The 22,674-nt window shown below is 69.6% G+C and carries 21 protein-coding genes and 1 pseudogene; 9 read left to right on the top strand and 13 right to left on the bottom strand.

Annotation, left to right across the window (positions count from 1 at the left end; all coding sequences use genetic code 11):
* Positions 1–12: 12 nt before the first annotated feature.
* The 6 genes from ABEB28_RS10720 to typA form a co-directional block, all read right to left on the bottom strand.
* A complete protein-coding gene (locus ABEB28_RS10720; protein WP_345727887.1) occupies positions 13–1,014 on the bottom strand; it encodes an ABC transporter ATP-binding protein in 1,002 nt (333 codons plus the stop codon).
* 29 nt (positions 1,015–1,043) lie between these two features.
* Complete coding sequence (locus ABEB28_RS10715) at positions 1,044–2,117, bottom strand: ABC transporter ATP-binding protein (RefSeq protein WP_345727859.1); 1,074 nt, start codon at positions 2,115–2,117, stop codon at positions 1,044–1,046.
* A complete protein-coding gene (locus ABEB28_RS10710) occupies positions 2,114–3,103 on the bottom strand; it encodes an ABC transporter permease (protein ID WP_345727858.1) in 990 nt (329 codons plus the stop codon). The genes ABEB28_RS10715 and ABEB28_RS10710 overlap by 4 nt, the downstream gene beginning before the upstream one ends.
* A gap of 74 nt (positions 3,104–3,177) precedes the next feature.
* Positions 3,178–4,908 (bottom strand): ABC transporter substrate-binding protein, encoded by a 1,731-nt coding sequence (locus tag ABEB28_RS10705; RefSeq protein ID WP_345727857.1) that lies wholly within the window; start codon positions 4,906–4,908, stop codon positions 3,178–3,180.
* A gap of 110 nt (positions 4,909–5,018) precedes the next feature.
* The gene (locus ABEB28_RS10700) at positions 5,019–6,101 is read right to left on the bottom strand and encodes an ABC transporter permease (protein ID WP_345727856.1); all 1,083 of its coding nucleotides are present in this window, start codon (positions 6,099–6,101) and stop codon (positions 5,019–5,021) included.
* Positions 6,102–6,472: 371 nt separating this feature from the next.
* A complete protein-coding gene (typA, locus tag ABEB28_RS10695) occupies positions 6,473–8,365 on the bottom strand; it encodes a translational GTPase TypA (RefSeq protein ID WP_345727855.1) in 1,893 nt (630 codons plus the stop codon).
* A gap of 185 nt (positions 8,366–8,550) precedes the next feature.
* Between typA and ABEB28_RS10690 the strand changes: the two genes are divergently transcribed.
* The 5 genes and pseudogenes from ABEB28_RS10690 to ABEB28_RS10670 all read left to right on the top strand — a co-directional run.
* The gene (locus tag ABEB28_RS10690; RefSeq protein ID WP_345727854.1) at positions 8,551–8,841 is read left to right on the top strand and encodes a 4a-hydroxytetrahydrobiopterin dehydratase; all 291 of its coding nucleotides are present in this window, start codon (positions 8,551–8,553) and stop codon (positions 8,839–8,841) included.
* Between the two features lie 291 nt (positions 8,842–9,132).
* Entirely contained in the window at positions 9,133–9,468 is a 336-nt protein-coding gene (locus ABEB28_RS10685) for a hypothetical protein (protein WP_345727853.1), read from the top strand.
* Between the two features lie 86 nt (positions 9,469–9,554).
* Positions 9,555–10,397 carry a hypothetical protein gene (locus ABEB28_RS10680; protein WP_345727852.1) on the top strand — a complete coding sequence of 281 codons (843 nt, stop codon included), beginning with the start codon at positions 9,555–9,557 and terminating at the stop codon, positions 10,395–10,397.
* A 5-nt stretch (positions 10,398–10,402) separates the two neighbouring features.
* The gene (locus ABEB28_RS10675; protein ID WP_376981962.1) at positions 10,403–12,439 is read left to right on the top strand and encodes a fumarate reductase/succinate dehydrogenase flavoprotein subunit; all 2,037 of its coding nucleotides are present in this window, start codon (positions 10,403–10,405) and stop codon (positions 12,437–12,439) included.
* Positions 12,439–13,215, top strand: a pseudogene (locus tag ABEB28_RS10670) (succinate dehydrogenase/fumarate reductase iron-sulfur subunit); the annotation flags it as partial. The gene ABEB28_RS10675 and the pseudogene ABEB28_RS10670, both read left to right, overlap by 1 nt.
* Positions 13,216–13,283: 68 nt before the next feature.
* Here ABEB28_RS10670 and ybiA read toward each other — a convergent pair.
* Complete coding sequence (gene ybiA, locus ABEB28_RS10665; RefSeq protein WP_345727850.1) at positions 13,284–13,844, bottom strand: riboflavin biosynthesis intermediates N-glycosidase; 561 nt, start codon at positions 13,842–13,844, stop codon at positions 13,284–13,286.
* Between the two features lie 54 nt (positions 13,845–13,898).
* Between ybiA and ABEB28_RS10660 the strand changes: the two genes are divergently transcribed.
* Positions 13,899–14,651 carry an endonuclease V gene (locus ABEB28_RS10660; RefSeq protein WP_345727849.1) on the top strand — a complete coding sequence of 251 codons (753 nt, stop codon included), beginning with the start codon at positions 13,899–13,901 and terminating at the stop codon, positions 14,649–14,651.
* 38 nt (positions 14,652–14,689) lie between these two features.
* Positions 14,690–16,648 carry a CpaE/TadZ family protein gene (locus tag ABEB28_RS10655; protein ID WP_345727848.1) on the top strand — a complete coding sequence of 653 codons (1,959 nt, stop codon included), beginning with the start codon at positions 14,690–14,692 and terminating at the stop codon, positions 16,646–16,648.
* A gap of 8 nt (positions 16,649–16,656) precedes the next feature.
* On the opposite strand, the gene ABEB28_RS10650 is transcribed toward ABEB28_RS10655, so the two are convergent.
* A complete protein-coding gene (locus ABEB28_RS10650; RefSeq protein ID WP_345727847.1) occupies positions 16,657–17,124 on the bottom strand; it encodes an SRPBCC family protein in 468 nt (155 codons plus the stop codon).
* 1 nt (position 17,125) lies between these two features.
* Positions 17,126–17,593, bottom strand: a complete 468-nt coding sequence (locus tag ABEB28_RS10645) for a (deoxy)nucleoside triphosphate pyrophosphohydrolase (protein ID WP_345727846.1) — start codon at positions 17,591–17,593, stop codon at positions 17,126–17,128.
* A gap of 165 nt (positions 17,594–17,758) precedes the next feature.
* Here ABEB28_RS10645 and ABEB28_RS10640 point away from each other — a divergent pair, with 165 nt between their 5' ends.
* On the top strand, positions 17,759–18,130 hold the full coding sequence (locus ABEB28_RS10640) for a thioredoxin family protein (RefSeq protein WP_345727845.1): 372 nt from the start codon (positions 17,759–17,761) through the stop codon (positions 18,128–18,130).
* Between the two features lie 141 nt (positions 18,131–18,271).
* Positions 18,272–19,543, top strand: a complete 1,272-nt coding sequence (locus ABEB28_RS10635; protein WP_345727844.1) for an EAL domain-containing protein — start codon at positions 18,272–18,274, stop codon at positions 19,541–19,543.
* 14 nt (positions 19,544–19,557) lie between these two features.
* On the opposite strand, the gene ABEB28_RS10630 is transcribed toward ABEB28_RS10635, so the two are convergent.
* Genes ABEB28_RS10630 through ABEB28_RS10615 form a run of 4 tightly spaced genes read right to left on the bottom strand, consistent with a single transcriptional unit; the run spans position 19,558 to position 22,673 of the window.
* Positions 19,558–20,664 (bottom strand): DNA alkylation repair protein, encoded by a 1,107-nt coding sequence (locus tag ABEB28_RS10630; protein ID WP_345727843.1) that lies wholly within the window; start codon positions 20,662–20,664, stop codon positions 19,558–19,560.
* A 37-nt stretch (positions 20,665–20,701) separates the two neighbouring features.
* The gene (locus ABEB28_RS10625; protein ID WP_345727842.1) at positions 20,702–21,352 is read right to left on the bottom strand and encodes a TetR/AcrR family transcriptional regulator; all 651 of its coding nucleotides are present in this window, start codon (positions 21,350–21,352) and stop codon (positions 20,702–20,704) included.
* Between the two features lie 2 nt (positions 21,353–21,354).
* Positions 21,355–22,236, bottom strand: a complete 882-nt coding sequence (locus tag ABEB28_RS10620; RefSeq protein ID WP_345727841.1) for an SDR family NAD(P)-dependent oxidoreductase — start codon at positions 22,234–22,236, stop codon at positions 21,355–21,357.
* 32 nt (positions 22,237–22,268) lie between these two features.
* Entirely contained in the window at positions 22,269–22,673 is a 405-nt protein-coding gene (locus ABEB28_RS10615) for a YciI family protein (RefSeq protein ID WP_345727840.1), read from the bottom strand.
* Position 22,674 lies beyond the last annotated feature (1 nt).

Here is a 22,674-nt window from a genome sequence, read left to right as displayed (position 1 = left end):
CGCCTGCGGCGCTCAGGTCTCTGGGAAGTGGCAGGCTGCCAGCGAGCCGCCGCGCTTGGGGGTCAGCGGGGGCACCTCCTGGGCGCACCTGTCCTGTGCCTTCCAGCACCGCGTCCGGAACCGGCACCCCGATGGCGGGTCCAGCGGCGTCGGTACGTCGCCGGCCAGCCGGATCCGCTTCGAGTCGACGTTCCCGATCTTCGTCACGTCCGGAACCGCCGACAGCAGCGCCCGCGTGTACGGGTGCGACGGCCGCTCGTAGATCGCCTCCCGGTCGCCGACCTCGACGATCTTCCCCAGGTACATCACCGCGATCCGCTGGGAGAAGTGCCGGACCACCGCGAGGTCGTGCGCGATGAACAGGAACGCCAGGTCCAGCTCGCTCTGCAGCTTGCGCAGCAGGTTGATGATCTGCGCCTGGATCGAGACGTCGAGCGCGGACACCGGCTCGTCGGCGACGATGAACTGCGGCTCGACGACGAGCGCCCGAGCGATACCGATCCGCTGCCGCTGGCCGCCGGAGAATTCGTGCGGGTACCGGTTGTAGTGCTCCGGGTTGAGCCCGACCAGTTCGAGCATCTCCTGGACGCGCTTCTTCCGCCCGCCCGGCGGGTCGATGTTGCTGACGTTCAGCGGCATCTCGACGATCCGGCCCACCGTGTGCCGCGGGTTCAGCGACGAGTACGGGTCCTGGAAGATCATCTGCATGTCCTGACGCAGGTGGCCCAGCGCCCGGCCGCGTGCCTTGGTGACGTCCTTGCCCTGGAACATGATCGTTCCGGCCGACGCCTCGAGCAACCGGATCACCATTCGTCCGGTCGTCGTCTTGCCGCAGCCGGACTCACCGACCAGCCCGAGCGTCTCGCCGGCGCTGACGTCGAAGTCGATGCCGTCGACCGCGCGGACCAAGGCCTTGCCGCGTCCGAACCCACCACCACCGACGGGGTAGTGCTTGGCCAGGCCACGGACCGAGAGCAGCGCGTCCTTCGCGGGAGGGCTGGGCTTCTCGGTCACCTTCGCGTCCTCCGCAGCAACAGCCTTGTTCACAGCGCCACCCCGGCTTCCGCAATGTCCCGCTGGTAGATCTCGCGCCGACGATCGGCAGGCAGGTGGCAAGCGACCGAGTGCCCGGCGTCGTCCAGCACGGGCAGCAGCTCGGGGACGTCGGTGAACGACCGGTCGCCGTTCTGCCCGGCGTACGGGCAACGGGGGTGGAACGCGCAGCCCGAGGGGCGGTTCAGCAGGCTGGGCGGGCTGCCCTGGATCGGGAGCAGGTCGGCTTCGGCGTCGCCGTGCAGCGACGGCACCGAGTTGAGCAGGCCCCAGGTGTAGGGGTGCTGCGGATGCCGGAGTACCTGCTCGACGGAGCCCTTCTCGACCGCTCGCCCGGCGTACATCACCAGCACGTCGTCCGCGACCTGGCTGATCACTCCGAGGTCGTGCGTGATGATGACGACCGCCGAGTTGAACTCGCGCTGCAGGTCCTCGAGCAGGTCGAGGATCTGCGCCTGGACGGTGACGTCCAGCGCCGTGGTGGGCTCGTCGGCGATCAGCAGTTCGGGGTCGTTGACCAGCGCCATCGCGATCATTGCGCGCTGGCGCATACCGCCGGAGAACTCGTGCGGATAGCTGTCGACGCGCTTGTCCGGGCGCGGGATCCCCACTCGGTCGAGCATCTCGATCGCGCGTTGGCGGGCGGCCTTCTTGCTCGCGTCCGGGTGATGGATCCGGTACCCCTCCACGATCTGGCGGCCCACGGTGTAGAAGGGGTGCAGCGCGGAGAGCGGGTCCTGGAAGATCATGGCCATCGTCCGGCCGCGCAGCTTCCGGACCTCCTCCTCCGGGCAGCCGACGATGTCGCGTCCGCCGACCGAGATCTGCCCGGTGATCTTCGTCCGGTGCAGGTCGTGCAGGCCCATCACGGCCATGCTGCTGACCGACTTGCCGGAGCCGGACTCGCCGACGATGCCGAGCGTCTGCCCGCGACGGACGCCGAACGAGATGCCGTCGACGGCACGGACCACACCGTCCGGCGTCTCGAAGCTGACGTGCAGGTCGTCGACCGTGAGGAAGTCGTCCTCGACCGACGGGGCCTGCGAAGAATCAGTAGTGGTCATCCGAGCCTCACCCGCGGGTCGATGGAGGCGTACAGCCCGTCGACGATGACGTTCGTCGAAACGATGAAGAACGCGGCCAACAGCACGGTGGCCATCACGATAGGCAGGTTGAGCTCCCGTGCGGCCTGGGTGGCGACGAAGCCGAGTCCCGGCATGCCGAACACGTTCTCGGTGATCACCGCGCCGCCCAGCGAGGCACCCAGGTCGAGGCCGAAGATCGTGACGATCGGCGTGATACCCGCACGGAGCGCATGTCGCAGATGGACCTGGCGCGGCGGCAACCCCTTTGCTCGGGCCGTCCGGACGTAGTCCTCGGACAGCGACTCGAGCATCTGGGCACGGGTCAGTCGGGCGTAGATCGCGGAGTTCAGGAGCGCGAGCGTCGTCCAGGGCAGGATCATCCCGACGAACCACTTCCCGAGATCCTCGAACGGGCTGACGTACTCGGGGGTCGGCAGCCACTTCAGCGTGTACACGAACAAGATCTGCAGGAGCAGACCGACGAAGTAGATCTGCATCGACGCGCCGGCGAGCGAGAAGCCGATCGCCGTCTTGTCGATCCAGGTACCACGGCGGAGGGCTGAGATGCAGCCGAGCGAGACGCCGAGCAGCGCCCACATGAGCACACCGCCGAGCACGATCGAGAGGGTGACCGGAAGCGCCCGAGCGACGATGCTGGTCACCGCTTCGCTGCTGCGGAACGACCAACCGAGGCAGGGCGCGTCGCACTCGATCGCGGTGTCGCCCTCACCGATCGTCCGGCCGGTGACGATGCCCTTCATGTATTCGCCGTACTGCTGCCAGACGGGTCGGTCCAGACCCAGCTGCTCCTCGATGTTCTGCACCTGGGAGGGGCGGCAGTCCCGCCCGCACTGCAGCTCGGCCGGGCTGGTCGGAACCGCGAAGAACATGAAGAACGTCACGACGCTCACGCTGAACAGCGTCAGGAGCGCGAGTGACCCTCGCCGCAGGATGAACCTGGCCACGTGTCTCTCCCAGCCGGGTGCTCCGGTCGGCCGTCAGCGCGACGACCGACCGGAGCAGTGGTGACTTACTTGACTTACTTGACGTACAGGTTGTTCAGACCCGAGTTGCCGTACGGCGCGCTCAGGTAGATACCGCCGATCTTCGAGCCGTACAGGGTCGTCTGCTTGTCGTAGATGACCGGGATGGCCGGCGCGAGGCGGGTCATGATGTCCTTGTCCAACTCCGCCCAGGCCTTGTCGGCCTCGGTCAGGTCGGACAGGCCGAGGATCCGATCGATCTCGGCATTGACCTTCGGGTCGTCCAGGTAGGAGTAGTTGTTGTTGCCCTCGGGCACGATCCGGTCGCCGTCCCAGAGCGGCGGGATCACGGTGCCGCCACCCGGCCAGTCCGAACCCCAGCCGGACATGTACATGTCGAACTGGTTGTCCTTCTTGCCGATGACTGTGTAGTACTGGTCCTCGTCGACCGGCTGGATGTTCAGGTTGACGCCGACCTGCTGGAAGCTGCTCCGCAGGAACGCGGCGATCGCCTGGTTGCGCTCGGTGTTCCGGTAGGCGTAGGTGAGGTTCAGCTTCTTGCCGCCGAGCAGTTCCTTGGCCTTCTCGATGTTGCCGTTCGTGCCACCGTCGTAGGCGTTGTACTTCTGGTAGCCCGAGGTGGTCGGCGACAGCAGCGTCGTGCCCGGGTCACCGGCGTAGGAGCCCCAGACCTTGAGCATGCCCTGGCGGTCGATCGCGTAGTTCAGGGCCTGGCGGACCTTGAGGTCCTTCACCCGCTGGGTGTTGAAGTTGATCAACCAGACGAACTGCGTCGGACCGGTGAGGATCCGGCTCTTCGCGCTCGTGTCGGCGATCGCCTTCGGGTAGACGCTCGCCGGGATCGTCATGTCCTGCATGGTCAGCGCCGCCTGGTTCGCGCCCTGGTCGGCGATCAGCAGCTCACTGGCCTGCTCGGCGCTGCGGGTGAAGTTGATGACGTACTGGTCCGGGTAGTTGTGCCGGATCGGGTCCGTCTTCGGGTCCCAATTCTCGTTCCGCACCAGCGTCATCTGCTGGCCCCGGCGGTACTCCTTGATCTTGTACGGACCGGACGAGAACGGCCGGTTGTCGTACTGGACCTTCGTGTCCTTCGCCTTCGGAACCGGCGACACCGTGGTCATCGCCGCCAAGAACGGCGTGTCCGCGTGCGGCTCCGGGAACTTGAAGATGATCGTCTTCGCGTCCGGCACCTCGACGTTCGGCGGAATCTGCGCGCCGCCGTCGTAGGGCCCCTTGTACTTGGCGTTGTAGTCCGCGTCGCCGGCCAGCCACTGCTGAGCGTAGTGCGGGCCGTTCGGCAGGTCGGGGCTGAACGAACGAGCGATGCCGTACGCGACGTCCTGCGCCGTGATCGGCGTTCCGTCCTCGTACTTCAGGCCGTCCTTCAGCGTGTACTTCCAGGTCTTACCGCCGTCGGACTCCTCGCCGGTGTTCGTGGCGAGGTCACCCACGACCTCCAGCTTGCCGTCGCCGTTCTCCCGGTACTGGGTCAGCGTCCGGTAGAGCAGGTTGGTGCCGGTGGTCTGCGCAGGCACGACGTAGTTCTGCTGCGGGTCGAGATGCTCGAAGTCGCCGCTGGTGTAGATCGTGACCGTGCCGCCCTTCTTGGCGCCGGGCACCTCCGGAGCGGGTCCGTCGGAGTTCTCCGCGAGCGTGGCGGTCTGCGTCGACGCCTCGGTCTGGTCTCCGGTCCCGTCGTCCTCACCGGTGTTTTTGCTGCATCCGGCGGCGGCGAGCGCCACCGCGAGGATGCTGACAGTCAGCATCCGTACTGGTCGTCGCACGAGTACCTCTCTTCTCCCAAGGGGCGCCCTTGAGCGGCCGTCCGTGGATCGGATCGTTCGCTCGAACACTGGGTTGGGCCCGTAACGACCGGTCATCGCGCAGACCGGGGATCTAGTGCGTCGCGCAGCGAGTCACCGAAGAGGTTGAACGCCAGCACGAGCAGGAACAGGGCGATGCCGGGGAAGAACGCGTACGCCGGGTCGACGGACACGTACCTGGTGGAGGTGAAGATCATCCGTCCCCAATCCGGCACCGGTTCGGTGACACCGATCTGGAGGAAGGACAGGGCCGCCTCGGTGGTGACGTACTGCGGCACGGCCAGCGAGAACGTCACCAGGATCGGTGCCCACAGGTTAGGCAGCAACTGCCGAAAAATAATGTGTCGAGTACCGGCGCCGGCCGCGCGGGCCGCGTCCACGAACTCTCGTTCGCGCAGCGAGAGAACTTGGCCTCGAACGAGGCGACAGGTGCTCATCCAACCGAACGTCACCAGCACACCGATGACGACGTAGATTCGCGTTTCAACGCTCGGTTGTTTCTGTACGGAACCGCTGATCAGCGTATTAATGATCGGTACAGCAGCCAGGCAGAAGATGATGAACGGAAACGCCAGCATCAAGTCGGTGACCCAACTGATCACCGAGTCGACGACGCCGCCGAGGAAACCCGACACCAGGCCGAGGATCACACCGATCACGGTGCTGCAGACTGCAGCCGCCAACGCGATCCCGAGCGAGGTACGGGCTCCGTACACCAGCTGGACGAAGATGTCCCGCCCGAGCTGCGGCTCCAGACCGAACCAGTGGTCACCGCTGACGCCGCCCAGATACCCCAGCGGGAAGCCCAGCGAGTCGAGCTTGTTCTGGAAGAGCTGGTCGCGATTAATTCCGTAGGCAGACACGATGAGGTCTGCGAAGATCGCCACCAGAAGGAAGAACGCCAGCACGATCGCGCTGGCGATCGCGACCTTGTCGTGGCGCAAGCGGGCCCAGGCCAGCTGGCCGGGAGACCGCCCCCGGACGTCGGAGGACTTGTCCCCTGGCTTGCTCGCGCCCGGCTCGGCCGCGTCGACCGGCACGAGGACGGCCTCCGTGTCGAGCGGCAGGACGGGACCGGAGCCACTCAGGCTGCCCGCACCGTCCGTCGAGGGCCGATCGCCGCCGACATGGCTCATCGTTGGCGTTCTCCTTCCTGCTGAGCTGGCGAACCAGCATCGGCATGGCGGCCCGTGTGGGCGCGGCTAGGCAGACGACCCGCAACGGTCGTCCGCTTGTGACGTGCACATGCCGATCTGCGCCGCCCGCCGAAAAGCTACGCGAATGTTCATAACGGCGAGGCGGCATGCGCCGACAATCGTGTAACAGCTCAATCACGAGCGCAGCGGCGATGACATAGCAGGGCGGAGTACTGCTCCGCATTTAACAGGAGTATCAATTAGCTAACGGGCGCCCCTGAACACACGACAGCCCCGAGCCAACCGGCCCGGGGCTGTCGTCACAAAAATCACTCGGCGTCACCTGAATCACTCCGGTGACACGGGCAGAATCACGCTGGCGGGTTGGCCCACTTGCGCCGACCACGGGTCTTCTCTCGCTCGTGCGCGGAGAGGACGACCTTGCGAATCCGCACCGTAGCCGGGGTGACCTCGATGCATTCGTCCTCGCGGCAGAACTCCAGCGCCTGCTCCATCGACATCTGCCGGTGCGGGATCAACGGCACCAGAACGTCACCGGAGGACTGACGCATGTTCGTCAGCTTCTTCTCCTTGGTCGGGTTGACGTCCATGTCGTCCGCCCGGGAGTTCTCGCCGACGATCATTCCCTCGTAGACCTCGGTGCCGGGCCCGACGAACATCGTGCCGCGTTCCTGCAGGTTGGCGAGCGCGAAGCCGGTGGTCGGCCCGCGCCGGTCGGCGACCAGCGAACCCGTGGGACGCGTCCGCAGCTCACCGTGCCACGGCTCGTACTTCTCGAAGACGTGGTGCAGCAGGCCGGTGCCCCGGGTGTCGGTGAGGAACTCGGTACGGAAGCCGATCAGGCCACGCGCCGGCACGAGGTACTCCATCCGCACCCAGCCGGTGCCGTGGTTGACCATCTGCTCCATCCGGCCCTTGCGCAGGGCCATCAGCTGCGTCACCACCCCGAGGTAGTCCTCCGGGATGTCGATGGTCAGCCGCTCCATCGGCTCGTGCACCTTGCCGTCGATCTCCCTGGTGACGACCTGGGGCTTGCCGACGGTGAGCTCGAAGCCCTCCCGGCGCATGATCTCGACCAGCACCGCGAGCTGCAGCTCACCACGGCCCTGCACCTCCCAGGTGTCGGGCCGCTCGGTGCTCAGCACGCGGATACTCACGTTGCCGACGAGCTCCGCATCCAGCCGGCTCTTCACCAGCCGCGCGGTGAGCTTCTTGCCGCTCTCGCCGGCCAGCGGGGAGGTGTTGATACCGATCGTCATCGAGATGCTCGGCTCGTCGACGGTGATCACCGGCAGCGGCCGGGGGTCGTCCGGGTCGGCGAGCGTCTCACCGATCGTGATCTCCGGGATTCCGGCGATCGCGATGATGTCACCGGGCCCCGCCGACTCGACCGGACGCCGCTCCAGCGCGTCGGTCATCAGCAGCTCGGTGATCTTGACCCGCTCGATCGACCCGTCGGCGCGGCACCAGGCCGCCTGCTGGCCCTTCTTTATCGTCCCGTTATGTACGCGGCACAGGGCCAGGCGGCCGAGGTACGGCGACGCGTCGAGGTTGGTGACGTGTGCCTGCAGCGGGACGTTCGGGTCGTACCGCGGCGCCGGAATCGTCTCCAGGATCGCGTCGAACAGTGGCTTGAGGTCCTCGGCGTCCGGCAGGCTCGCGTTGGCCGGACGTTCCATGGAAGCCCGGCCGGCCTTCGCGCTGGCGTACACGATCGGGAACTCGATCTGGTGCTCGTCCGCGTCGAGGTCGAGGAACAGCTCGTAGGCCTCGTCGACGACCTCGGCGATCCGGGAGTCCGGACGGTCGACCTTGTTCACCACCAGGATCACCGGCAGCTTGGACTCGAGTGCCTTGCGGAGCACGAATCGGGTCTGCGGGAGTGGGCCCTCGCTGGCGTCGACGAGCAGCAGCACGCCGTCGACCATCGAAAGACCGCGCTCGACCTCGCCACCGAAGTCGGCGTGGCCCGGGGTATCGATGATGTTGATCGTGGTTTCGCCGTACTTCACCGCGGTGTTCTTCGCGAGAATCGTGATGCCCTTCTCGCGCTCGAGGTCCATCGAGTCCATGACGCGGTCGTCGACGTCGCCCTGCTCCTTCTGGTGGGCGCTGAACGCGCCGGACTGCCAGAGCATGGCGTCGACCAAGGTCGTCTTGCCGTGGTCGACGTGCGCGACGATCGCGACGTTGCGCAGGTCGTCGCGGCGGGAGAGCACCGTGTCGTCGGAGTGGGCGGGCATGGCGAGGTCGCTCCTCGGTTGCATTGGTTGCGCCCGCGACTCATTGACACCGGGCCACCGTTCATTCTACGGGGCGCCGCAGTGCCGCCCCGACGACGCTGTTCGGCTGCCCGACGTCCGGACCGAGGGAACGGAAACCCTGACCAGGGGTTGCCCGCCGCGCGTGGGAGGTCCACGGTCGGACCATGGCTGACATGACCCTCAGTGCGGACGAAATCACCGCGGGGCTGACGGAGTTGCCCGAGTGGAGCGGTGACACCAGCGGGATTCGGCGGACGGTGGAGGCGGCGAGCTTTCCGGCCGCGATCGCGCTCGTCGACCGGATCGCGGTCGTCGCCGAGCAGCGCGACCACCACCCGGACATCGATATCCGCTGGCGGAAGGTCACGTTCGCGCTCGTGACCCACTCCGCAGGCGGCGTCACGGCGAAGGATCTGCAGCTCGCCGCGGAGATCGACGCCTGCGTCGAGACCTGATCGCCGGAGACGTCGATCCCGATCCCGGCGACGTGGATCCCGGAGACGTAGATCTCAGTACCGGAGCCGACCTCCGGGTCACCGATCGAGCCGGGCCGATAACGCGCCGACAACGGACTCGGCACGATTCAGCCCGATCCGCGGCACGCCGGTTTGGCCCAAACGCTTCCCGTGTGGCATGGATCACGGCAGACTGCGCGTACGTAGGGTCGACGCGCTGTCGACGCCGAGTGGGCTGCTGGACGCCCGCTACGTCGGGCTGCGCGCCGAGGCGCCACGGAGGTGGTCACGATGTCGGTGCGTGAACGCGGAGCGGGCCAATCGGCCGGAGGAGGGTCGACTCAACTCGACCCGGACCTCGCCCAGGTCCGGCGCGCGTTGGTCGAGCTCGAACGGGCGGTCGGCCACCTCAAGGCCCACCACACCGAGACGCTCGGCGTCCGCCGACTGGTGAGCGACGTCCGCCGCTTGATCGAGGACCTCGACGAGATCGGCGACCTGCCTCCCGCCCCCGCTGCGGACGACAGCGAGCGGCGCCTGCACTACGTCTCCGATACGCCGTACCCGCCTGACCTCTGGCGCGACTGCGACGACGAGGGCCTCGGCGGCCGCGGTAGGCACAGCTGAACATCCCGAATACGCGGTTCCCCCGCCCGGGCCGACCCTCGGCCCGGGCACACCCATGATCCCCGCACAGGAGAGCCACCCCAGGCATGAGTGCACCCCCCATACCCCCAGCTTCCCCAGCCAGTGGAACAGCCCCTCCTGGTGATCAGGCCCGAGCGCGCGCCAAGATCGGTGTCCGCACGCTCCGGACCGACCGATGGTGGCTGGCGCCGCTGCTCACCGTGCTCGGCCTGGTCGCCTGGCTGGCCTACGCGGTCACCAGGTCGTTCATGCAGGACTTCTACTGGGTGGCCGACTACCACTACCTGACGCCGTTCTACTCGCCGTGCGTCTCGAACGGCTGCGTCCCCGAGGCAGCGCACTTCGGCCGGGTGCTGCCCGACGTCTGGTGGCTCCCCTACGCCGCGTTCAGCCTGCCGTTCCTGCTGCTGTTCCGGCTGACCTGCTACTACTACCGCAAGGCGTACTACCGGTCGTTCTGGCTCTCGCCGCCGGCGTGCGCGGTGTCCGAGCCGCACCGGAAGTACACCGGTGAGACGCGGTTCCCGCTGATCGGCCAGAACCTGCACCGGTACGCGTTCTACGCGGCCTTCCTGATCTCGATCATCAACACCTGGGACGCGATCCTGGCGTTCCACTCGCCGGGCGGCGGCTTCGGCTTCGGGCTCGGCAACGTGATCCTGCTGGCCAACGTCGTCTTGCTCTGGGCGTACACGCTGTCGTGCCACTCCTGCCGGCACATCGTCGGCGGCCGGCTCAAGCACTTCTCCAAGCACCCGGTCCGATACCGGGCCTGGACCTTTGTCTCGCGACTCAACGCCCGGCACATGGCCCTCGCCTGGATCACGCTGGCATCGCTCGCGATCACGGACTTCTACGTGATGGCGGTCTCGGCCGAGTGGTTCTCCGATCTGCGATTTGTCGGGTGAGTGCGATGACGGACATCGAAAGGCACAACTACGACGTGGTCGTCGTCGGCGCCGGTGGCGCCGGGCTGCGGGCCGCGATCGAGGCCCGCCAGCAGGGCATGCGAACCGCGATCATCTGCAAGTCGCTCTTCGGCAAGGCGCACACGGTGATGGCCGAGGGCGGCGCGGCGGCCGCGATGGGCAACGTCAACAGCCGCGACAACTGGCAGGTGCACTTCCGCGACACGATGCGCGGCGGCAAGTTCCTCAACCACTGGCGGATGGCCGAGCTGCACGCCCGGGAAGCGCCGGAGCGGATCTGGGAGCTGGAGACCTACGGTGCGCTGTTCGACCGCACCAAGGACGGCAAGATCAGCCAGCGGAACTTCGGTGGTCACGAGTACCCGCGGCTGGCTCACGTAGGTGACCGCACCGGCCTCGAGCTGATCCGGACGCTGCAGCAGAAGATCGTCAGCCTCCAGCAGGACGACCAGCGCGAGCACGGCGACGCCGAGGCTTACCTGCGGGTCTTCCACGAGGTCACGATCACCGCGCTGCCCAAGGACGGCGACCGGATCGCCGGCGCGTTCGGGTACGCCCGTGACGACGGCCGGTTCATGCTGTTCGAGGCGCCCGCCGTGGTGCTGGCCACCGGCGGCATCGGCAAGTCCTTCCAGGTCACCAGCAACTCGTGGGAGTACACCGGTGACGGCCACGCGCTCGCGCTGCGGGCGGGCGGCACGTTGGTGAACATGGAGTTCGTCCAGTTCCACCCGACCGGGATGGTCTGGCCGCCGTCGGTCAAAGGCATTCTCGTGACCGAGTCGGTCCGGGGCGACGGCGGTGTTCTGACGAACTCCGAAGGCAAGCGCTTCATGTTCGACTACATCCCCGACGTGTTCCGCGACAAGTACGCGACCACCGAGGAGGAGGCCGACCGCTGGTACGCCGACGCCGACAACAACCGGCGCCCGCCGGAACTGCTGCCGCGTGACGAGGTGGCCCGCGCGATCAACTCCGAGGTGAAGGCCGGGCGCGGCTCCCCGCACGGTGGCGTCTACCTGGACGTCTCGAAGCGGCTGCCGGCAGACGAGATCCGCCGCCGCCTGCCGTCGATGTACCACCAGTTCAAGGAGCTGGCCGACGTCGACATCACGGCCGAACCCATGGAGGTGGGCCCGACCTGTCACTACGTGATGGGTGGGGTCGAGGTCGAGCCGGACACCGCGGCCGCGGTCGGCGTCGCCGGCCTCTTCGCGGCCGGCGAGGTGGCCGGCGGCATGCACGGATCCAACCGGCTCGGCGGCAACTCCCTGTCCGACCTGCTGGTCTTCGGACGCCGGGCCGGTGCGGGAGCGGCGGCCTACGTGGCGGGCCTGGAGGGCAGGCCGTCCGTGGTCCCGGACGACGTCGACGTGGCGGTCGAGTTCGCGCTGACGCCGCTCTCCCGGGAGGGCGGCGAGAACCCGTACAAGGTGCAGACCGACCTCCAGCAGACGATGCACGAGCTGGTCGGCATCATCCGCAAGGCGCCGGAGATCCAGCAGGCACTGGACAAACTCACCGAGCTGCGCGAGCGGAGCGAGGTGGTGTCGGCGGCCGGCGGGCGGACGTACAACCCGGGCTGGCACGTCGCGCTCGACCTGCGCAACCTGCTCGTCGTCGCGGAGTGCGTGGCGAAGGCCGCCCTGCTGCGGGAGGAGAGCCGCGGCGGGCACACCCGGGACGACTTCCCGGAGATGTCGGCGGAGTGGCGGCAGCGCAACCTCGTGTGTGCGCTGACCAAGGAGGGCTCCGGAGTGACCGTCCGGGAGCAGCCGCTGCCGACGATGCCGGTGGAGCTGCTCGGGCTCTTCGAGCGGAAAGAGCTGGCGAAGTACCTCACGGAGGAGGAGTTGTCCGTGCTCGCCTCGGAACCGGACGCACCGCCCGCCGTCGTCGCGGCGGCACGTCAACCCGCCGACGACGAGTCGCGGGACTCGTCGCCCACGACGGTGGCGGACGACCGAAGCACCACCGGGGACACGGTGGGCAGGAGCCACTCCGAGGGGAGCAGGGGCTGATGGGGTACCAGGCGCATTTCCGGGTCTGGCGCGGCGCCGGTCGACCCGACGAGACGATCAGTGCCGACGAGGCCGACGGGCAGCTGCACGACTACCAGGTCGAGGTCAACGAGGGCGAGGTCGTCCTCGACGTCATCCACCGGCTGCAGGCCACGCAGACGCCGGACCTCGCGGTGCGGTGGAACTGCAAGGCGGGCAAGTGCGGCTCGTGCTCGGCCGAGATCAACGGCAAGCCGCGGCTGCTGTGCATGACCCGGATGACGACGTTCGCCGAGGAAGAGACGGTCACGGTCACGCCGATCCGGACGTTCCCCCTGATCCGGGATCTGGTCACGGACGTCTCGTACAACTACGAGAAGGCCCGCGAGCTGCCCGCGTTCGCGCCGCCGCCGGGCGTCGCGCCGGGCGAGTACCGGATGGCACAGGTCGACGTCGAGCGATCGCAGGAGTTCCGGAAGTGCATCGAGTGCTTCCTCTGCCAGAACACCTGCCACGTCGTCCGGGACCACGACGAGAACAAGCCGGCGTTCGCTGGGCCGCGGCTGTTCATCCGGGCCGCCGAGCTGGACATGCACCCGCTCGACGACCGGACGGACCGCAAGGAGTTCGCGCAAGCCACGCAGGGCATCGGCTACTGCAACATCACCAAGTGCTGCAGTGAGGTGTGCCCGGAACACATCACGATCACCGACAACGCGATCATCCCGATGAAGGAACGCGTCGTCGACCGCAAGTACGACCCGATCACGTGGCTCGGCTCGAAGATCGGCCGCCGCAAGGGCTGAGTGGGCCGCGGATTTACGCCGAATCCGTCTCCACGGGTGCCGTGGAGACGGATTCGGCGTCATTTCGCGGAGAGTTCCGCGCGGACCTCCATCAGGGCGAATCCGAGGAGGTTCAAACCCCGCCACCGGGACGGCACCGCGGCCCGCGGATCGTCGTCGGCGAGCCCGATCCCCCAGATCCGGTCCAGTGGGCTGGCCTCCACCAGCACGCGGTCGCCGGTACCGACCAGGTACTCGGCCAACGCCGGATCGCTCCCGAACTTCGCCCGGTTGCCGGCGACGACGATCTCGAACCGGTGCGCCTTCCAGGTCGCGTCGTCGAAGTTGCGGACGCCCTGGCCGAGCTTCTTCACCAGCACCGGGTGGTCCGCGGCGAGGATTCGGTCGAGCGCCTCGTCGTCTGAGAACAAGCGGGCCTTTCCAGCCATCATCCAGTGCTCAGCGCTGCCGTACTCCACGCCGTCGACCGTGAACGCCTGCTGCCACCACTGGCTCAGGCATCCCGGGCCGGGGCGTCCAGCGGGGCCGGGCAGGGCCTTCCAGAAGTACAGGAAGTCCACTGCTTCGCCGGTGGCCTCGCGCTCGGCGAGAGCATTCAGGTAGTCGGCAGGGGTACGCACGTCCGAAACGGTGGCAGAAGCATGCGGCGGTCACCAGCGAAATAGCCTGGGGCGATGCGCGTGGAGCTGCCCGTCGACTGGCCGACGACCGAGACCGCGGCACTCGCCGTGCAGGACGCCTTACGCGGCCGGGTGGATCCCACCGGAGCGGTCGACGCGCGCCTGGTAGCCGGGCTCGACGTCGCCTATGACACCGGCTCGGACCAGATCGCCGGCGCAGCCGTGGTGGTCGACGCCGCGACGCTGGCCACGGTCGCCGAAAGCACGGTCGTCGGGCGGGCGACGTTCCCTTACGTTCCCGGGCTGCTGGCCTTCCGGGAGATCCCGGTTCTGCTGGCCGCGCTGGCCGATCTCCCGGTGACACCGGATCTCCTGGTCTGTGACGGCTACGGGCTCGCGCATCCCCGCCGCTTCGGGCTCGCGTGCCACCTGGGCGTGCTCACCGGGGTGCCGGCGTTCGGCGTCGCGAAGACCCGGTTCGTGGGGGTCGAGGCCGCGACGCTCGGCGCCGCCCGCGGCTCGACGACCGACCTGGTCGACGGTGGCGAGGTCGTCGGGCGGGCGGTTAGGACCCGGGACGGCGTCAAGCCGGTGTTCGTCTCGGTCGGGCACCGGATCTCGCTGGACCGGGCGTGCCGCGCGACGCTCGACCTGACCAGTGGATACCGGCAGCCGGAGACGACCCGACGCGCTGACGCCGCCTGCCGCGCCGCGCTCCGGGCAGCACTCGGGACGACTGGCGGTGCGACGCTGGAGGCCGGGAGCGAAAACGGCGGGCCCGGCCACTCGGTCGGCTCGCCTGGTTAGTCTGAGTCCGTATCGGAGAGGACGGAGAGACCCGAGCCGTGGTGAGTTCCCAGGACGCGCGGCAGGACTGGCAGGGCACTGTCCTGCGAGACCTGACGACCGACGGCGCGAACGGCCAGCACAGCGACGTTCCGTTCCCCCCTTTCCCCGTGGCCGGGCCGGCGGGTGGGCCGACGAATCCGGACGACCCGATCGAGTCCGACGATTCGACCGCGACCCAGGTCGTCGACCCGACCGCACTCGGGGTGACGCTGCCGATCCCGATGCAGCCACCCGCGGCCCCCGCGTCACAGACGCCTACTCCGCCGACGCCGGGCGCACCTCCCGCGGCGAGCGGCGAGCCGACGCCGGGCACGCAGAGCCCGGCGGGCACCCAGAGCCCGACGGGTGCGCAGACCTCGACGGGTGCGCATCCGGTTACGGGTGACGATCTGGCCGGGGAGCCGGCGACGACGGCCCTGGATCCCACGGACGCGACGCCACCGGGGACGCCGTCCGCGCCGTTAACCGCCTTCCCCGCTCCGCCTCCGTACGAGCCGGCTCAGCCGCTCCCGGAGGTCCCGCACGCTCAGCCGTTCCCGCAGGCCGAGGGGTTCCCCTCGGCGCCTCCGCAGGCCCAGCCCCTGCCGCAGCCGTTCCCACCGGCCCAGGCGGTGCCGCAGGCCCAGCCGTTCCCAGCGGCCCAGCCGTTCCCCCAGGCCCAGCCACAACCGCAGGCCGCCCAGCCGTTCCCGCAAGCCCAACCGGGCGAGTACCCGCCGGCTGCTGCCCCGCCGACCGGCTACCCAGCCCAGCAATACCCGCCGTTCCCGGCTGCGCAGGCCCCAGGAACCCCGCTGCCCGGGACCCTGCCGCCCGGAACCCAACCACAGGGAACTCAGCCGCCGCCGTACCCCGCGGGCCAGTACCCCGGCGCCCCGACCTACCCCGGCTACGCCGCGCCGCCTCCGGCCGCCGCGCCTCCGGCCGCCGCGCCGCCCGCGGCCGGTCCGCTCGCTGCAGCGGGTCCGCCGCCCGCGGCGAACGCGCCCGCTTACTCCGCGGCGCCCGGGCAACAGCAGCCGTCCAAGGTATTCGGCCCGGACGCGACCCCGGTCCCCCAGGAGTGGACGCCCGACGGTCTGCTGCGCATGCCCGACCACGCCGACAACCGGCTCCAGCGGCTGCGCACGAGCGTCCGCGGAGGCGGCGGCTCCGCTCGTGCCCGAGAAGCCGCCGGGCTGGCGCGCGAGCTGAGCCAGCCGGTCGCCACCGGCCGCCGCATCGCGGTCCTCGGGATCCGCGGCGGCTCGGGCAAGAGCACGGTCGCCTCTCTGCTGGTCAGCGCGTACGCGACGCACCGCGGTGACCGGGTGCTCGCGGTCGACGCCGACCCGGACCTCGGCTCGCTCGGCCTCCGCCTCGGCGCGAACTCCCCGACGTCGCTCGCGAACCTGGGCAAGGTGCCCCGGGTCTGGGCGACGCTCGACGACGCGGAACGCTGCCTGGGCCGGAGCCAGTCCGGCGCCTGGATCCTCTCCGGTGAGCGCGGTTCGGCCGCACCCGAGATCGTGCCGCCCAATGCCTACCTGGGCGTCCTGCACGGCATCAGCCGATACTTCGCGGTCACGGTCGTCGACGCCGGAGCCGGCATGGTGACGCCGCTCAATCAGTCGGTACTCGCCGACGCCCACGCGATCGTTCTCGCGACACCGGCGAGCATCGACGGTGTGGTCAGCGCGCGCCGAGCGCTGGAGTGGATCCGCGAGTGGGGACCGCACCGGCTCCCGCAGACGCTGATCGCGCTCACCGCGATGTCGCCCCAGGCCGCGGAGATCGACCTGAACCGCACCGCGGAGGCGTTCGCGCCGTACGGCGTCGTTCCTGCGCTCCTGCCGTACGACCGGCACCTGGCCACCGGGTCGACGATCGAGCCGTGGCGGCTCGGCGAGCGCACCCGCAACGCCGCGGTCCAGCTCGCCGCTGCGGCCCTCGCCAAGGCCCGCGCGCTCCCTTAGCCCGGCGGCTACAGCGTCGTCGCACGCACCTCCGCACGACGCTTCAGGTGCGTGTTCCGTGCGGTCAGGATCGACAGCAGCTGACGGCGGACGGCGATCTCGTCCGCGAGCCACCCGACGGGCCCGAGCGGCGACGCCCAGACGATCCGGTCGGTCATCAGCGTCCCGGCGCCGGTCTCGGCGAACACGTGGTCGTGCCGCAGCGAGCGGAACGGCCCACGGACCTGCTCGTCGGTGAAGCCGTGAGGCGCGTCGACACGGGTCACGCGGGAGTCCAGCGTCAGCCGGAGGCCGAAGTGCCGCGCCTGGAAGCAGACCAGGTCGCCCAGCTCCAGCCGGCCGGTCACGCGTCCCGGCGGCACGACTCGCTCCGCCGTGTGCGCCAGTGCGGCGGTGTGCTCCCGGACGTCCCGGGCCAGGTCGAACACCACGGCGGCCGGGGCGTGGATCAGCGTGGTCGTGCAGAGAACGGGCACGTCACCGACCCCACGAGCCCAGACGGGCCCGGAGCTCGTCGATCAGCGGTGCGTCGGCAGGCAGCCAGGCGACGTCGTCCAGCTGATCGGCGCCCAGCCAGCGCAGCTCCGCGTGTTCCAAGGCGGTCGGCTCACCCGCGGCGAGCCGCGCGATCCAGACCCGCAGCACCCCGCGGTCGCGCTGCAGCGGCAGGTCGGGCCCGAGGCGGTCGACCAGCTCGACTTCGACGCCGAGTTCCTCGCGGCACTCACGGACGATGGCCACTTCGTCGCTCTCGCCCGGATCCACCTTGCCGCCGGGGAACTCCCAGCCGCCGGCCAACGCGGGCGGCTCCGCACGCTGTGCGGCCAGGACCTGCCCGAGGTCGTTCACGATCGCGGCGCCGACCACCGTCAGTGAACTCTCTTCGACCGACGTCTGCTGAGGTCGCTTACCCTCCGAGAACGTCGGAGGTTGAAAAGAGTTCATCGGGCAGGTGAGACCGGTGGGAGGGGGGTGGACACCGCTCCAGCCTGCCAGAGGTTCCGGGCACGCCGTGCGGGGGCACTCCCCAAGAAGGCCGCGCAGTCGGAAGGTTCTGACCGACTGCCGCGTTGTTCGGAACGGAACGGCGCGACAACCGAGGGAGACACGATGGCGACGGTGGAGCTGACCACCGAGAACTTCAACGACACGCTGGCGCGCGACGGGATCACGCTGGTCGACTTCTGGGCTTCCTGGTGTGGACCGTGCCGGCAGTTCGCGCCGGTCTACGAGAAGGCCTCCGAGACGCACGAGGACATCGTCTTCGGAAAGGTCGACACCGAGGCGCAGCAGGAACTGGCGGCGGCGTTCGACATCCAGTCGATCCCCACGCTGTTGGTCGTCCGCGACCGCGTCGTGCTCTACGCCCAGCCGGGCGCGCTCCCGGGTGAGGTGCTCGATGACCTGATCGGGCAGGCACGGGCCGTCGACATGGACGAGGTGCGCCGCCAGGCGGCCGACACCGAGGCCAGCCAGGCCTGACCGGCGCCCCGACCTGAGAGTCGCGGACCTGGAGTCCGCAACTCTCAGGTTTTCTGTTTCCGGCCCGATGGGTTACCCGAGGTGTCCACCACGGAGACCAGGCGGAGGCCGGATGCACGACGTGGGTGAAGAGTCCGCCGAATGAGCACCGAGCTGGTCACAGGGCTCACGGGCGGGACTGACTACGACCCGCTGGACGACGCCGCGTCCTGGTGGGGCGGCCAGAAGAGCCGGTCGCGCCCGACGATGCCGCCTGACCCCGCAGAGGTCCGGCGGCAGCTGGCGTGGCGCCGGGCGATCCACGGGGTGCTGGCCGATCCGGACCAGATCCGCGTGGTGTTCCAGCCGATCGCCGACCTGGCGCGCGGAACGGTCGCCGGATACGAGACGCTGGCGCGGATCGACGTCGCGGTGCCCGGCATCGGTGACCGCCTCTCCCCCGACCAGTGGTTCAGTGCCGCCGAGGAGAACGGGCTCGGACCCGCGCTGGAAGGCGTCGTCATCACGCGGGCGTTGACCCGGCTCGGCGAGCTGCCGCCGAACGCGTTCCTCACCGTCAACGTCAGCCCGCACCTGCTCGGCACGCCGGAGCTGGACGAAGCGTTCGGGAGCGTTCCCGAGCTGTCTCGCGTCGTCGTCGAGCTGACCGAACACGTCGCCTTCGGCGACCTGGAGTCGATCACGGCCGAAACCCGCCGTCTGCGTTCCGCCGGTGCACTGATCGCGGTGGACGACGCGGGAAGCGGCTACGCGGGCTTGCAGCAGATCTTGGAGCTCCGCCCCCAGCTGGTGAAGCTGGACCGGGCGCTGGTGGCCGGGGCCGACCGCGACCCGGCGCGGGCTGCGCTCGCCGAGCTGCTCGGCCAGTTCGCCGGGCGCCTGGACGCCTGGCTGCTGGCCGAGGGCATCGAGACCGTGGGTGAGCTGGCGACGTTCTGCCGGATGGGCGTTCCGCTCGGCCAGGGATGGCTGCTGGGCCGCCCGGCGGATCGGATGATGCCGCTCGCCGACGAGGTGCGGGCACGGGTGCTGGCGGAGACGACCCGCGTCGCGGTGACCGACGCGATCGCGAGCGTGATGCTGAGCAAGGTCACGGTGACCACGGTGGACCGGGTCGAAGAGATGACGACGACGGAGCCGGCGGTGGTCGTGGACCGCTCCGGGGCGCCGGTCGAGATGCTGGCGCCGGATCCGAGGGACGGGGTGCTGCGGCGGTTGCCGGTGAGCCTGCGCGTGCTCGCCTCGGACGCCGCCGACGACGTGCTGCTCCGGGCGTTGACCCGGTCGGCGGCGCACCGCTTCGACCCGGTGGTCTGCACCGACTCCTGGGGCCAGGTGATCGGGCTGGTTCTGGTCGACGAGCTGACGCGTCACGTCGTCAGCTCGCGCGCCGCGAGCCGCACCAGCAGCTGAGCGCGCGGACGCCGTCATCCTGCCGGCGTCCGGCTCAGCGTGAACTCGCTCCGGCCGGCGACGATGCCGTTGAGCTGCAACTCGATCGCGTGCACCCCGGGGTAGTAGCGCCGCGTCGTGATCTCGCGGAACGAGTGGTCGCGGGAGATCTGCCGCTGCTCACCCGGGGCCAGCGTGGCGGTCGTGAGCTTGAACGTCTTGCCCGCGAGCCGTCCGTTGGCTTTCCGGTGGTGGACGATGTAGTCGACCGCGACGACGGCCGGCTCCGTCGCGGTGTTCGTCACGGTCGCGGTGAAGTGCACGGTGCCGCCGAACGGGACCTCGACCTCTGCGAGCGTCGGCCCGACGACGTCGAGTGTGGCTTTCGGGGTGAATCCCAGCAGCGCGAGCGCGCCCGGATGCCCCTTCTTCACGAGCGTCCGGAGGGCGTGCCGCACCAGCCGACCGGTGTTCGCGTCGGGCGCTGCGAGCCAGGCCGTCGCGGTCTCGACGACGAGGTCCGGATGCTGGCGGCTCACGTCGTTCAGGTGGTTGGCGACCGAGCGGCGGACGTACTCGCTCTCGTCGCGGTAGAGCGCCGTCAGGACCGGCAGCGTCGCCCGCGGCCTCGCCAGGATCGCCGGCACCCGTTTCGTCCAGGGCAGGAACGGCCGCGTGCCTTCCGACGCCAGCCGCCGCACGTGCTCGTCGGGGGACGCCGTCCACGAGTGGATGACCGGCAGCGCTCGGTCTAGGTCGTGCGCCAGCAGCGCGCGGATCGCGAACTCACTGGTCAACTGCGGTGTGAGCTCGGCGAGCAGCGCGAGTGCGTCGTCGAAGGCCGCGCCGTCCTCGGCTAGTGCCCTGGCCACCACCGCCGTGGTCACCGGCCAGATCAGCCAGCCGGTGAACGGTAGCGCGCCGTGCCGAGCCGCCCGAATCGTGGCCGCGAACGCCTCGTAATCGCCCGGTAGGTCGGCGAGCAGCGCGTCGCGGATCAGGTCGCTGCGCTCCCGCAAGGGCAGGCCGCCCAGGTCGACCGCACGGAGCGCGGCGAGCGGGTTGCCCGGCACCACCGCCGCCAGGGCGTCGGTCAGCGCGGCGAGAGCGGGCTCGCCCAGTAGTTCGTCGGCGAAAGGCATCGCGGTTCTCCCGATTCCGAGGCACCGCGATCCTGACCTAGGGGTGCGACAATTCCGGCTCGGGATCAGGCTCAGACTCTGGCGGAGGCTCGGCCGAGACACGGACCGACTGCCAGATCCGGTCCGGCAGTACCCGGATCGCCTCGTCGAGATCGAGCCCGGGAACGCCGGCCAGATACCGCCGCGCGGTCTCGGCGACCGGGCCGATGATCAGCATCTCCAGCAACGCTTCGGGCAGGTCGACGATGCGTCCGGCGCGGACGTGCGGCCGGGCCCACTCGAAGATCGGCTCGATCGCGGGCTTCTTCGCGGTGGCGACGGTCTCCGCGTGCGCGGCCAGGTAGCCGGAGGCCGACGACGCGTGGATGAAGCGCGCCGCGGCCGGTTGCTCCGCGACGAACGTCAGGTAGGCCGCCGCGATCGCCCGAACCCCCGCCCGTGCCGTGCGAGCCGTCACCAACGGCGCGGCGACCGCCTCCAGCAGCGCGACCATGCAGCGGGAGTAGAGCGCCGCGGCCAGGCCGTCGGCGCTCCCGAAGTGGTGGTACAGGCTGCCCAGGCTGACCCCGCTCGCCGCACTGATCGCCTGCACGGTGAACTGCTCGGAGCCACCCTCTTCGTGCACGGCCAGCGCCGCGTCCAGCAACCGCTGTGCGGTCTCGGCGCCGCGCTGCTGCTTGGGTGACACCGTCAGTTCGCCTCGGAGGCCGAATCCGGGAGTAGCGGTGCGCAGCCGGTCAGTGCGGCGGCCTGCGCCCAGACCCGCTCGGCCAGCGCCCGGTCGGCGGCCGGCCCCGCGAGCGGCGTCAGCTCGTCGAGGACGTAGTACCCGCCGGTGCCCACCGGCTCCGTCACGAGGCGGACGATCGGCCGCGCGCCCTCCTCGGGGGACGCCCACCGCCGCTTCGCCAGCCTCAGCACCAGGCCGAGGGGGCCGGAGCGCGCGCCGAGCCCGGTGCGGATCACTCCGGGATGGACCGCGTTGATCGTCACGCCCCGGTCAGCCCACCGCTGGGCGAAGAGCGGCAGCGTGAGGACGTTGCAGAGCTTGGTGTCTGCGTAGGTACGGAAGCCGCTGAAGTCGGCGCCGACCGGCGTGCGCTCGAGATCGACGCGTCCCTTGACGTAGATCCCGGCGCTGACCTGCACGACGCGGGCCCGGGCCGCCGCCAGCTCCGCCTCCAGCAGGTGGTTGAGCAGGAACGGCGCCAGGTGGTTGACCGCGAACGACTCCTCGACGCCGTCCGGGGTCAGCACCCGCCGGGACGGCCAGAGACCCGCGTTGTGCACCAGGACGTCCAGTCGCGGACAGGCGTCCCGGATCGCGTCCGCAGCCGCCCGGACGCCGTCCAGCGTGCCGAGGTCACCGACCACTGCCACCGGCAGCGGACCGGCAGCCACGCGAGTCAGTGCCGCCACCGCAGCGGCACCGCTCGCGGCTCCGCGGGTGACCAGCACCACGCGGTAGCCACGGCGTACGAGTTCTTCGCTGACGGCGTACCCGATCCCCCGGTTGGCTCCGGTGATCGCCACCGTCGGGACATCGCCGGCTGACAGAGCGTCCTCGACCATGAGGGGACCGTACGCGGGAACAGAAAAAGTTTCTAGAAAATCTTTCCGATCTCCCCCGACTCCCCGGCCAGGGGACGGATCTCGATCGCCGCGAAGCGGGCGTCGGGGATGCCGGACACGATCTCCGACGCCCGCTCCGGGCTCTCACAGTCCACGACCACGTACCCGGCGAGGTGCTCCTTGGTCTCGGCGTACGGCCCATCGGTCACCAGCCGGACGCCGGCGCGCACCCGGACCGTACGAGCGCTCGCCGGAGCGTCCAGCGCAGCACCGCCGAGGAGTTCCCCCGACTCGACGATCTCTCGCCCGAACACGTCAGCGCGCTCGGCGACCTCCGCACGCTCGTGCGCAGGCAGCGCCCGGAACCGTGGGTCGCGCAGGTAGGCCGGATGCCCCCAGGGCTCCGGGTTGCTGTAGATCAGCACCAGGTATTTCATG

The organism is Cryptosporangium minutisporangium (assembly GCF_039536245.1).
GTDB classification, from domain to species: domain Bacteria; phylum Actinomycetota; class Actinomycetes; order Mycobacteriales; family Cryptosporangiaceae; genus Cryptosporangium; species Cryptosporangium minutisporangium.
The sequence above is the reverse complement of the archived record's forward strand: the minus strand, read 5'-3'. Positions and strand labels throughout refer to the sequence as shown.

What these genes read in the sequence shown, in the direction of transcription:
- ABEB28_RS10715 (WP_345727859.1), bottom strand. Translation starts at nt 2,117, where the DNA reads ATGACCACTACTGATTCTTCGCAGGCCCCGTCGGTCGAGGACGACTTC.
- ABEB28_RS10705 (WP_345727857.1), bottom strand. Translation starts at nt 4,908, where the DNA reads ATGCTGACTGTCAGCATCCTCGCGGTGGCGCTCGCCGCCGCCGGATGC.
- ABEB28_RS10700 (WP_345727856.1), bottom strand. Translation starts at nt 6,101, where the DNA reads ATGAGCCATGTCGGCGGCGATCGGCCCTCGACGGACGGTGCGGGCAGC.
- typA (WP_345727855.1), bottom strand. Translation starts at nt 8,365, where the DNA reads ATGCCCGCCCACTCCGACGACACGGTGCTCTCCCGCCGCGACGACCTG.
- ABEB28_RS10690 (WP_345727854.1), top strand. Translation starts at nt 8,551, where the DNA reads ATGGCTGACATGACCCTCAGTGCGGACGAAATCACCGCGGGGCTGACG.
- ABEB28_RS10685 (WP_345727853.1), top strand. Translation starts at nt 9,133, where the DNA reads ATGTCGGTGCGTGAACGCGGAGCGGGCCAATCGGCCGGAGGAGGGTCG.
- ABEB28_RS10680 (WP_345727852.1), top strand. Translation starts at nt 9,555, where the DNA reads ATGAGTGCACCCCCCATACCCCCAGCTTCCCCAGCCAGTGGAACAGCC.
- ABEB28_RS10675 (WP_376981962.1), top strand. Translation starts at nt 10,403, where the DNA reads ATGACGGACATCGAAAGGCACAACTACGACGTGGTCGTCGTCGGCGCC.
- ABEB28_RS10660 (WP_345727849.1), top strand. Translation starts at nt 13,899, where the DNA reads ATGCGCGTGGAGCTGCCCGTCGACTGGCCGACGACCGAGACCGCGGCA.
- ABEB28_RS10645 (WP_345727846.1), bottom strand. Translation starts at nt 17,593, where the DNA reads ATGAACTCTTTTCAACCTCCGACGTTCTCGGAGGGTAAGCGACCTCAG.
- ABEB28_RS10640 (WP_345727845.1), top strand. Translation starts at nt 17,759, where the DNA reads ATGGCGACGGTGGAGCTGACCACCGAGAACTTCAACGACACGCTGGCG.
- ABEB28_RS10635 (WP_345727844.1), top strand. Translation starts at nt 18,272, where the DNA reads ATGAGCACCGAGCTGGTCACAGGGCTCACGGGCGGGACTGACTACGAC.
- ABEB28_RS10630 (WP_345727843.1), bottom strand. Translation starts at nt 20,664, where the DNA reads ATGCCTTTCGCCGACGAACTACTGGGCGAGCCCGCTCTCGCCGCGCTG.
- ABEB28_RS10620 (WP_345727841.1), bottom strand. Translation starts at nt 22,236, where the DNA reads ATGGTCGAGGACGCTCTGTCAGCCGGCGATGTCCCGACGGTGGCGATC.
- ABEB28_RS10615 (WP_345727840.1), bottom strand. Translation starts at nt 22,673, where the DNA reads ATGAAATACCTGGTGCTGATCTACAGCAACCCGGAGCCCTGGGGGCAT.